The 10,372-nt window shown below is 60.2% G+C and carries 10 protein-coding genes; all 10 read left to right on the plus strand.

Annotated features, from left to right (window positions below; translation table 11 throughout):
- Window positions 1-1,767: a type VI secretion system baseplate subunit TssF gene (tssF, locus tag ACFY9W_RS27405; RefSeq protein WP_391137483.1), complete on the plus strand. Its 1,767-nt coding sequence runs from the start codon at window positions 1-3 to the stop codon at window positions 1,765-1,767.
- A complete protein-coding gene (gene tssG, locus ACFY9W_RS27410) occupies window positions 1,731-2,747 on the plus strand; it encodes a type VI secretion system baseplate subunit TssG (RefSeq protein ID WP_391137486.1) in 1,017 nt (338 codons plus the stop codon). The genes tssF and tssG overlap by 37 nt, the downstream gene beginning before the upstream one ends.
- Complete coding sequence (locus tag ACFY9W_RS27415; protein ID WP_391137489.1) at window positions 2,744-3,313, plus strand: FHA domain-containing protein; 570 nt, start codon at window positions 2,744-2,746, stop codon at window positions 3,311-3,313. Before tssG ends, ACFY9W_RS27415 begins: the two co-directional genes overlap by 4 nt.
- Window positions 3,310-4,107 (plus strand): type VI secretion system lipoprotein TssJ, encoded by a 798-nt coding sequence (tssJ, locus tag ACFY9W_RS27420; RefSeq protein ID WP_391137492.1) that lies wholly within the window; start codon window positions 3,310-3,312, stop codon window positions 4,105-4,107. The genes ACFY9W_RS27415 and tssJ overlap by 4 nt, the downstream gene beginning before the upstream one ends.
- Window positions 4,108-4,162: 55 nt before the next feature.
- Window positions 4,163-5,497 (plus strand): type VI secretion system baseplate subunit TssK, encoded by a 1,335-nt coding sequence (tssK, locus tag ACFY9W_RS27425; RefSeq protein ID WP_391137495.1) that lies wholly within the window; start codon window positions 4,163-4,165, stop codon window positions 5,495-5,497.
- Window positions 5,498-5,499: 2 nt separating this feature from the next.
- A complete protein-coding gene (gene icmH, locus ACFY9W_RS27430) occupies window positions 5,500-6,375 on the plus strand; it encodes a type IVB secretion system protein IcmH/DotU (RefSeq protein WP_391137498.1) in 876 nt (291 codons plus the stop codon).
- Window positions 6,376-6,507: 132 nt separating this feature from the next.
- Window positions 6,508-7,026 (plus strand): type VI secretion system tube protein TssD, encoded by a 519-nt coding sequence (locus ACFY9W_RS27435; RefSeq protein WP_391137501.1) that lies wholly within the window; start codon window positions 6,508-6,510, stop codon window positions 7,024-7,026.
- A gap of 75 nt (window positions 7,027-7,101) precedes the next feature.
- A complete protein-coding gene (locus ACFY9W_RS27440; RefSeq protein ID WP_391137504.1) occupies window positions 7,102-9,270 on the plus strand; it encodes a type VI secretion system tip protein TssI/VgrG in 2,169 nt (722 codons plus the stop codon).
- Window positions 9,267-10,190 carry a DUF4123 domain-containing protein gene (locus ACFY9W_RS27445; protein ID WP_391137507.1) on the plus strand — a complete coding sequence of 308 codons (924 nt, stop codon included), beginning with the start codon at window positions 9,267-9,269 and terminating at the stop codon, window positions 10,188-10,190. The genes ACFY9W_RS27440 and ACFY9W_RS27445 overlap by 4 nt, the downstream gene beginning before the upstream one ends.
- Window positions 10,183-10,372, plus strand: a 190-nt coding sequence (locus ACFY9W_RS27450) for a hypothetical protein (RefSeq protein ID WP_391137510.1), incomplete at its 3' end; no start/stop codon positions are given. The genes ACFY9W_RS27445 and ACFY9W_RS27450, both read left to right, overlap by 8 nt.

The following is a 10,372-nucleotide window of genomic DNA, read 5'->3' on the forward strand; positions in this document are numbered from 1 at the left end:
ATGTCACTGAAAGACCGTTTCAGCGAAGAACTGCGCTACCTGCACGAACTGGGGAACGACTTTGCCAAGGACAACCCGCAACTTGCCCGGTTCCTCGGCAAGGGTGCCAGCGACCCCGATGTCGAACGCTTGATGGAAGCCTTTGCATTCCTCACTGCCAAGCTTCGGCTCAAGCTGGAAGACGACCTGCCAGAGCTGACCCACCCCATGCTGCAACTGCTATGGCCGAACTACCTGCGCCCCCTGCCCAGCGCAACAATCATTCAGTTCACACCGATCAAGCAGTCGCTCAGCCAGTCACAGCACATCCCGAAAGGATCAAGGTTGTTCTCGAAACCGGTGGACGGTGTCGCCTGCGAGTTCCGTACCTGCACTGCGGTGAACATTCATCCGTTTGAAATCGCCACTGTGGGCGCTACCCAGACACTCGACAGCTCTGTGATCAGTGTCAACCTGACCACACTGGTGGACCGGCCGTTGAACAGCGTGGGCTGTTCCAGCATCGACTTCTACCTCAGCGGCGATACCCTGACCGCCCGCACGCTGTACCTGTGGGTTTCTCAATACCTGAAGCACATCAGCGTGACCATCAATGGCGAAGTGCGTCGGCTGCCGGCCAGCAGCATCGCCTTTGCGGGGTTCAGCCCCGACGACGCCTTGCTGCCTTACCCGCAAAACGTTTTTGACGGCTACAGAATCCTGCAGGAGTACTTCGTTTTCCCACGGCGTTTCCATTTCTTCAGCGTGACCGGGCTGGATAGAACCTGGCCAGCACAACACAGCCAGCAAGTAACCCTGGAGTTTCACTTCACGCGCCAGTTACCCCACACGCTTCGGGTCGGCAAAGCAGATTTCAGCCTGTTCTGCACGCCTGCAGTCAATCTGTTCCAGCACAGTGCCGAACCCATCGACCTGTCCAGCGAGCAGGCGCTGGCCCCGCTCAAGCCCAAGGGCACAGAGCCCTTTGCTTACGAAATTTTCAGTGTCGACCATGTCGTCAGTACCCGAACGACGACAGACGGGAACGCCGGCGAGCACCTGCGAACCTTCCGCCCCTTCGAATCGTTCGCCCACGAAATCGAGCACCTCCAGGGGCGCACGGCGCTGTACTACCGCTGCCAGCTAGAGGAGTGCCTACGCGGCGACGGCGTGAACCACCGCATCGCGTTTGTCCGTGCCGATGCCAACAGTTACATCGGTGAACTGGAAACCGCGTCCATCGACCTGACCTGCACCAATCGCGACCTGCCACTGGCGCTGGGGGTCGGTGACATCAATGCCCGTACCGAGCTTACCCCCCCTCTGGCTACCTACACCAATATCTGCAAGCCCACCCGCCCCTGTCGGCCGGTGCTGGACGGCCAGTTGCAGTGGGCACTGGTATCCAACATGTCGCTCAACTACTTGTCGCTGCTCTCGGTCGAGCCGCTGAAAGCAGTGATCCGCGCCTACGACTTCGTTGCCCTGCACGACATCCAGCAGGCCCGTACCACAGGCAAGCGCCTGGACGGCATCCGCGACATTCAGACACAGCCCATGGACTGGCTGATCAAGGGGCAACCCATTCGCGGCCTGCACACCCGGCTGAAGCTGGACCAGGCCGCCTTCCTCTGCGAAGGCGACCTGTACCTGTTCGGCAGCGTGCTTGCCCACTTCTTCGCCCTGTACGCCAGCACCAATTCCTTCCACCAGCTGGAAGTGATCAACACCACCAACAACGAGCACTACACATGGCCAATACAGACCGGCAAACAACCGCTGATCTAGCCGACAGGCTGCTTGCCGAGGCGCACCAGTACAACTTCTTCCAGTTGCTGGAACGGTTGCACGGGCTGCATGGCGATAATCTGGAACCACGTTGGCCGGGCGAGGCCACACGGTTGCGCGTGCGCCTGGCGTGCGACCCACGGCTGACCTTCCCCGTTTCGGACGTGTACAAAGCCCAACGCATGCCCGATGAGGATGCGCGTTACCGGGTCGTTACCACGTTCCTGGGGTTGCACGGTACCGACTCGCCCCTGCCCACCTATTACCTTGAGCAGGTGGCCTATGAACATGCCCAGGGCATCGGTGTGCGGCCGGCCTTCTTCGACTTTTTCAACCACTACCTGCTTGGCCTGTTACACCGCATCTGGCGTAAATACCGCTACTACATCCGCTTTCAGCCAGGGGCCAGTGACGGTTTCTCGCAGTACGTGTTTGCTCTGCTGGGGCTCAACGACAAGCAACTGCGAGGCGATACGGCGCTGCCCTGGAGCCGGCTGCTCAGCTTTGCCGGGGTCATCGCCAGCCGCAGCCGAGCGCCGGGCACCGTGGCCGGCATCATTGCGCACTGCTTCGACCTCAAGCATGTACAAATTCGCGAGTTCGAGACACGCACGGTAACCACCGCGGCCAGCCAGCTGCTATGCCTGGGGCGCGCCAATGGCCAGCTGGGCAACACGTTCATGGTCGGCAGCCGCACGCGCACCCGCAGCAGCAAGTTCACCATCGTAATCAGTGAACTTGACCAGACGCAGCTGCTGGATTTGCTGCCCAGCGGCATCAACTTCGGGCGTTTGCGTGCGCTGATCGACTTTCTGCTGCGTGATGGGCTGGCCTACGACCTGGAACTGCGCCTGAAGCAGAACGCATTGTCGCCTTTCTGCTTGCACCGCAGCCAAGGCGCGTACCTGGGCTGGACCAGCTTCATCGATGACCGGCATGGCCAGATCAGCCCAGTCGTGCGGTTCAGGGGGCGTTCATGAGCACGTTGACCTTGAGCATCACCAACCTCGCCCGGCTGCGGCATGACGCCACAACCCGGCACCGGTTTGATTGCAAGGGCGGCACCATCGGCAGCGGGCAGGCAAGCTGGCAGCTCAACGACCGCAAGCAGACCATCGCGCCCATCCACTGCGAGATCCGCTGGATCGAAGGCAGCTTTTGCGTTATCGACCACTGCCATCGCACCTACCTGAATGACAGTGCTACCAGCCTGGGGCCCCTCCCGCCCAGGCGCCTGCTTGAAGGCGACCAGCTTCGGGTCGGCGCTTATCGGCTAAGGGTTCAGTACGCCCAGGATCAAGCCGGCGAGCGTTCGCTGGAGGACCTGTTCAACCCCGACCACGGGGTACTTGACCGCCTGATAGCCGAACAGCCCATCAACCCTTGGCCCCCCGCCCCTTCAAGCCCTCAACCAACAGCCGAAATCTGCTCGGTTTTCGAACCCGTCATGGGCAACGACCCCTTGGCCGCACTGGATGCAGCAGAGGGTGCAGGGCCATCGGCAGAAAACCCGTTGCAACGGCTGATTGCTGGAGAACGCCCATGATTCGCCAACCGTTGTGGGTCGCGCCCTTGCTGGTGACGGTGCTCGGGCTTACCGGTTGCACCTCCTTGAGCAGAATGAGTCAGGTCGTCATGGACCACTCGTTGCCCATCGGGCCGCCCAAGGATCACCCAACCGCAGTCGCGTTCAGCATCAATGCCAGCCCTACCCTCAACGGCAACCCGAACAGCCTTGTGGTAACAACAGAAGTGCCAACCGCCCTGGAGCCGAGCCCTTACGCCGTGAGTTTAAGTGCCGGCGACCCTTATGCGTTGACCGAGAAGATCGGGACACTGTTCGAATACCTGCAAGCGCAGTTTCCAGCCATGTCCCCCGTCGAGATGCACGAACAGAGCGACAGCGAGCCGGCTCGCTCTCCCCTGGAAGAAAACGCCCCCGGCAGCTACGACGACCCGACAGTGGTGCTGACCTTGCCGCGCACCGCAACCCCAGCGGCAGAGCCGGTCGCCACCCCTATGGCCATCAAGATCCTGCAACTGCGCGATGACTCACTGTTGCGTAACACCGTGTACCAACTGCTGGCCGATGACCCGGCCAAGGTACTGCGCAGCTCCTACATCCGTGATGACGACTACCTGCTGCGCCCCGGCCAGTTCAAGTACATCCCGTTCGAACCCATCCACGCCGAAACCCGCTTCGTGGCGGTGGTTGGCGACTACCGGGGCCATGAGAACGCCAGCTGGCGACAAGTGCTGCGCATTCCGCCACGTGGCCGCCAGATCATGCTGTCGGTGCTGGTCAACGACACGCACATCGTGCTCAAGGAAGAAGACTGATGGCACCGCTCCACCCTTTGCCCTTCCTGCTTACTCTCGCTGACACGGAGCGCCCATGAGCTCACGCAACCCCGTTCTCTGGCCTGAAGGCCTGTACGTCAAACCCCAGCACTTCCAGCAGGCGGCCAGGGCCAGCGAAGCGGCCCTGCACCAGCGCCTTGCCGGACTCAATGCAGCCTTTTACGGCTTCAGCGAACTTCAGCTGAACGATGAATACCTGAGCCTGGGCAAAATCGCCATCACCCGCGCGCGGGGCATCATGCCGGACGGCACGGTGTTCGACATTCCCACCGACCTGCCGCCACCACCACCGCTGGAAATCGACGACGCAAGCAAAGAAAGCGAGGTGTACCTGTGCCTGCCTCTGCGCACCGAAGGTGGTCGCGAAGTAAGCTGGCCCGACAATGCCGCCAACTTCCGCTACACCGCCCAGCCACAGGAGATCAAGGACACCCATTCTGCCGACGGTGACCTGACCCGGGTAGACCTTGCCGTACCCAACCTGCAGCTCAAACGCCAGACCGAAGACAGCAGCGCTTTCACCCGCCTGGCCCTGGCGCGCATCCTGGAAAAGCGCCCCGATGGCGGCCTGCAACTGGACGAAGCGTTTTACCCGACCAGCCTGTCAGTACGGGCAGTGCCGGCCCTGCAACGGTTCCTTGACGAAATCACCAACTCCCTGCGCGAACGGGCACGGGGCCTTGCCACGCGCATCGGCGGCTCGAACCAGTCTGGCATCGCCGACATTCGCGACTTCAACCTGCTACAGGCCATGAACCGGTGGTGGCCGTGCTTCCAGCACCTGGCTCGCCAGGCGCAAACGCACCCCGAGCAGCTGTACCTGTGCATGAGCCAGGCCTGTGGCGAGTTTGTCACCTTCACTGACGAAAGCAGACTGCCGCAGGACTACCCTGCCTATCACCACACAGCGCTTCACACGTCGTTCAAACCGCTGCAAGTCACCTTGCGGCGAGCCCTGAGTACCGTCTTGCGACCACGCGCCGTGTCACTGCCACTGGAGGGCGAAGCATTCGGCGTGATGACAACCACGCTGGAAGACCGCCGTCTGATCGACGAAGCCGACTTCATTCTCGCCGTGCGCGCCGACCTGCCACCGTCGGCGCTGCGCCAGTTGTTCATCCAGAAAGCCAAGGTCACTTCACTCGAGTCGCTGAGCGACCTGGTGCCGCTGCAACTGCCGGGCATCCCCCTGCTGTCATTGCCGGTGGCCCCCCGCGACCTGCCCTTCCATGCAGGGTTCAGCTACTTCGAGCTGAACCGGCGCGACCCGGCCTGGGCGTGCATGGCCAATGCAAATGGCTTCGGTATCCACGTTGCAGGGGACTTCCCGGGGCTTGAACTGCAGTTCTGGGCGATCAGGAGTGAATGAGCATGGCAAACGATGACGATAAAGGTGACGAGCTCAAAGAGCCCCTGGTGACTTCGATTCAACGTGGCAAAGAGAAGGACAACCGTGCACAGCAAACGCCAAAAAATGCAGAGCAAGGCGATGACGGAGCAGAAGCCAAAGCAGAGCAGATCGAAGCAGAAGGGTATGCAGCGGACCCGCAATTCCAGCTGCGCGGCGCTTTCGCCAACCTGATGCTGGACGCCGCAACACCGCTGTTCGGCCTGGTCATTCGCCTGCGCACGCTGGACGAGTTGCCAAACATCAAGGACGTGCACCAGCAAGTACGCATCCAGATTGAAAACATACAGGAAGAAATGCGCCAGCACGGCTACGAGCCCGCTCAGCTACTGGCCTACTCCTACGGCCTGTGCCTGTTCATCGATGAAGCGGTCATGGCGCGGCCCTGGGGGAAAAGCAGCTGCTGGAGCCAGGAACCCTTGCTGAGCATTTTCCACGACGAAACCTGGGGCGGGGAAAAGATCTTTACCGTGATCTCGCGCCTGATGCAGGAGCCCAAACGCTATCAGGACGTGCTGGAGTTCATGTACTTCGCGCTTTGCCTCGGCCTCAGGGGCAAGTACGCGCTGGCGCCGAAAGGTGAAGAAACCGTCGTTGCACTGATTCACCAACTGCACGGGATCATCCGCGAACTTCGCGGCCCCGTACCGGAAGAACTCTGCGACCCCTACACCAACGTGGCCCCACGCAACTTCCGCATGAACCGCCAATGGCCCTGGTGGAGCCCGTTGGTGATTTCCGCCATCGCCATGGCAGTGGCCTACGGCATCTACAGCTACCGCTTGCACCTGATTACCACCGAGGTACTGGAGTCGCTCAACGGCATTCTGCAGCAGTAGACGGGTGCCGCAGGCACAAACCGATTTCACCGAATTAGCAAGGCATCTGCCTTGTTGACAAGCCCATCGTTTCCGATGGCCACGCCACCTGTGGTGCGCGTGCTAATCCACATGGACGCAGGAGAAACTGCCATGCCAACACCCGCTTACATCCATATCGAAGGTACAAGCCAAGGCATCATCACCAAGGACGCTTTTACGTCCGACTCGGTCGGCAATGTCTTTGTCGAGGGTCATGAAGACGAGATTCTGGTACAGGAGATCAAACATGAAGTGACAGTCCCAACCGACCCGCAAAGTGGACAACCTTCAGGGCAACGCGTGCATAAGCCATTCATATTTACAAGCTCGCTCAACAAAGCGACACCGCTGATGTACAACGCCTTGGCTTCGGGCGAGACGCTCGCCAAAGTGACGATCAAATGGTACCGCACCTCGGTAGAAGGAAAGCAGGAGCACTTCTTTACCACCGAATTGACAGACGCAACCATAGTAAAAATCAACACCGTAATGCCTCACGCACAAGACAAGGAAAATGCTGACTTCACCCAGTTGATTGAAGTGTCCTTGGCCTACCGCAAAATCACTTGGGATCACCAAATCTCTGGAACCGCCGGTTCCGACGATTGGCGCAGCCCAATCACCGCCTGAACTGATTGAAATGCTCCGGGCGGGCAGATCCCGCCCCGGGCTTTCCATTTTTCAGAAAGGGGAAAGGACTGCATTATGCCCAGCCAATCAAACTTGCGTTTCAGCTTCCAGCCACTGGTTGGCAAAGCTCACTTCGAAGTGGTGTCTTTCGAACTCAAGGAGGGCATCAGCACGCCCTTCGCGCTGGAACTGAAACTGATCAGTTTCGAAAACGATGTCGACTTCGGTCACCTGCTCGACCAGCCCGTGCTGTTCACCCTATGGGATAACGAACGGCCGGTACGTTACGTACACGGCCTGGTCAGCCGTTTCAGCCAGGCTGAAAGCGGCTTCTACCGCACCTACTATCACGCGTTGGTCGAGCCCCAGCTGGCCCGCGCCAACCTGCGCTCCAACTGGCGTATCTTCCAACACAAAACCGTCCCGCAAATACTTGAGCTGATGCTCAAACGCCAGGGCATCGTCCAGTACGAACTGCGCGCCAGCATGAACCATCAGGTCCGCGAGTTTTGCGTTCAGGCGGGCGAAACGGATTTTGCATTCATTGCACGGCTGGCGGCGGAAGAAGGCTTTGTCTACCGCTTCGCGCACAGTGAAAAACAGCACAAGCTGATCATTACCGACCGCCTGCAATCACTAGGGCTGATCAACCACGGGGCCATCAAGGCGGAGGACGAAGACGAGGGCTTCCGCGAAGAGGACACCCCTGCAACCCCTGACACCGTGCTGTACCAGTCCACCAGCGGGGGCGACCAGCCAATCCCCTGCCTGCGCCGCCTGCAATACAGCGAGCAAGTGCGCACCGCTCGCCAGGTGCAGCGTGACTACACCTTCACCCACCCGGCCTACCGCCAGGAGCACAGGGCCTGCGGCCCCTTCCTTGAGCACCAGTCCACGGACTATGAGTGTTTCGATTACCCCGGCCGCTACAAGCGTGATGTCGTGGGAAAGCCGTTCACCGAAAACCGCATCACCGGGCTACGGCACGATGTACGAATCGCCGAAGTGCAAGGTGACGATGTGCGCCTGCAACCAGGGCTCAGCTTTAATCTGACGGGTCACCCGCGTGCCGACCTCAACACCCATTGGCGGGTTAAAGCAGTTACCCACAAAGGCAGCCAGTTCACCAGCCTGCAAGAAGAAGCCGCTGGGGTCGACCGGGGCACGCACTATGAGCAGACGGCACACTTGATCCCCGGCAGAACGGAATGGCGCCCGGCCCCGCTGGACAAGCCTCGCGTCGACGGCCCGCACATGGCGACCGTGGTCGGCCCGCCGGGCGAGGAAATCTATTGCGACAAATGGGGCCGGGTGAAGGTCAGCTTCCCCTGGGACCGCGAAAGCCAGGACAACGAATTCAGTTCCTGCTGGGTACGCGTATCCCAGGGCTGGGCAGGCGGCAGTTGGGGTTCGATGGCCATCCCGCGCATAGGCCAGGACGTGATCATCCACTACGTGAACGGCGACCCGGACCAGCCGATGATCACCGGGCGCACCTATTGCGGTGACCAGTTACCGCCGTATGACCTGCCCGACCACAAGACCCGCATGACCATCAAGAGCCAGACCCACAAAGGTGATGGGTTCAATGAGCTGCGTTTCGAGGATGAGCTAGGCCAGGAGGAGGTATTCATCCATGCACAGAAAGACCAGAACAATGTGGTCAACCATGATGAAACCACTCAGGTTGGCAATGATCGCAAAGAACAGGTCGGCAACGACGAGTCGATCAGCATCGGCCACAACCGCGACGAGACGGTTGGCAATGACGAGCGGATCATCATTGGCCAAGACACATTTCTCGAAGTCGGTCGGAACCAGACACTCAGGGTCGCGAAAGACCGGGTAGAAACCATCGGTAATCATCGCCACGATCAGATCACGGCCAATCACCACATCAGCATCGGAGGCAACTTCGAGCAGCAGGTCGAAGGCCATGCCGAGCTTGAAGCCCGAGGGGATATCCGCAGACGTACTCGCCTTTATGAACTTCGAACATCGGAAGCAGTAGTGCTCCAGGGCCCAGGAGGTTCCATTCGAATCGACGAAACAGGCATCACGCTGGACAGCCCGACGATTCGCATCAATGGCCAGCTGCTCAAAGCGGCAGACGGAACGTCCCACCCGTTTTCCCTGAGTAGCGCACCAGTCCCTGGCAAGCCTCTCGAGCGGCTGTGTGGTCGCCTCGCTGATGGTACCTGCCCTTTGCCTGATTGCCGCTGCATCAGAGGGCCGGGACAATGACCACCACAGCCGCTCGCCCCCAATGCAGCGAACACTTTGCCGATCACTGTCGGTTTCTGCTGCTCGTGACCAGCGTAATCGAATACTCGGCCTACCGCCCCATACCTCAGGAGGGCGAACTGGTTCCTGCGTATGCCCCATCGGTTATCGACCTCATAAATGACGTCAGCAGCCGTACTCAACATGCATGGGTATGGAAAACAAGCGCCATGGATGACCGATACGAGTCTGGGCCTTTGCTGGTGGACGTATCAGGCGCACCTGAGCTGGCGGCCCATGCAGTCAGGACCTGGATGCCTATGGGTGGGGCCATTGCACTTGATGCCGAAGTTGGTCTGACAGCGCTGACAGACCATTTCACCAGCCTGGCGCAAGTCGTACTCCCTGATCAGGGCGCGGCCACTTTCCAGTTCAGACCGGATCATCTTGCAGCCTGGGTAAACGCGCTGGACGACGATAACCGCAAGACCTGGCTGGGCCCGGTTTCACGGCTGGCATGGCGGGTTAACCGGGGGGCGGCCCACGAATGGAAAACCTACGACAACAAGCCGACTGCTGCCCGCTCGAAATCTGACATGCCTTTGCCCCTGCGCGAACAAGAACTCGAGCGGCTGCAAGCGGGTGTGCACGACCACTTTGTGCTCGCGTTGGCACATGAGGTTCTGGCCATGCGCTCCCATGCCGGCCGCACCTTGGCGGACGTACGTGAATGGATTGAAACCCTGCTGCCGCAACTGAAAGCCCTCAATTTCCGGGACGAGGAAGTCACAGGCCAGTTCATTCGATTGATGGCCAGGCATATGCGCCTGATGAGCGATGACCAGGCTGGCGAAATTTACACCAACCTCGAAGCGTCGCCACAGGCCCGCCTTCGCGAACTACAGATATTGATCGAAAGCCAGGAGCCTCGCCATGACTAAAGCCTCCGTCAGCAGCGCCACTTCCGGCCCGGCGTGCAGCGCCCGCGTCCCCATCCTGCCCATCCGCTACGCCATCGTACCGCGCATCGATAATGCCCCCGCCTGCCGCTACGCTGACGCGGGCTTCAACCTCGAACAAGGCTTCGCTGCGCTGCATCACTCGGCCTATACCCTCCGTGCGC

It is taken from the genome of Pseudomonas sp. NPDC008258, from assembly GCF_042956345.1.
GTDB lineage: Bacteria > Pseudomonadota > Gammaproteobacteria > Pseudomonadales > Pseudomonadaceae > Aquipseudomonas.

Bases quoted from the DNA above. Each gene is read 5' to 3' on its own strand.
- tssF (WP_391137483.1), top strand. From the start codon at position 1: ATGTCACTGAAAGACCGTTTCAGCGAAGAACTGCGCTACCTGCACGAA.
- tssG (WP_391137486.1), top strand. From the start codon at position 1,731: ATGGCCAATACAGACCGGCAAACAACCGCTGATCTAGCCGACAGGCTG.
- ACFY9W_RS27415 (WP_391137489.1), top strand. From the start codon at position 2,744: ATGAGCACGTTGACCTTGAGCATCACCAACCTCGCCCGGCTGCGGCAT.
- tssJ (WP_391137492.1), top strand. From the start codon at position 3,310: ATGATTCGCCAACCGTTGTGGGTCGCGCCCTTGCTGGTGACGGTGCTC.
- tssK (WP_391137495.1), top strand. From the start codon at position 4,163: ATGAGCTCACGCAACCCCGTTCTCTGGCCTGAAGGCCTGTACGTCAAA.
- icmH (WP_391137498.1), top strand. From the start codon at position 5,500: ATGGCAAACGATGACGATAAAGGTGACGAGCTCAAAGAGCCCCTGGTG.
- ACFY9W_RS27435 (WP_391137501.1), top strand. From the start codon at position 6,508: ATGCCAACACCCGCTTACATCCATATCGAAGGTACAAGCCAAGGCATC.
- ACFY9W_RS27440 (WP_391137504.1), top strand. From the start codon at position 7,102: ATGCCCAGCCAATCAAACTTGCGTTTCAGCTTCCAGCCACTGGTTGGC.
- ACFY9W_RS27445 (WP_391137507.1), top strand. From the start codon at position 9,267: ATGACCACCACAGCCGCTCGCCCCCAATGCAGCGAACACTTTGCCGAT.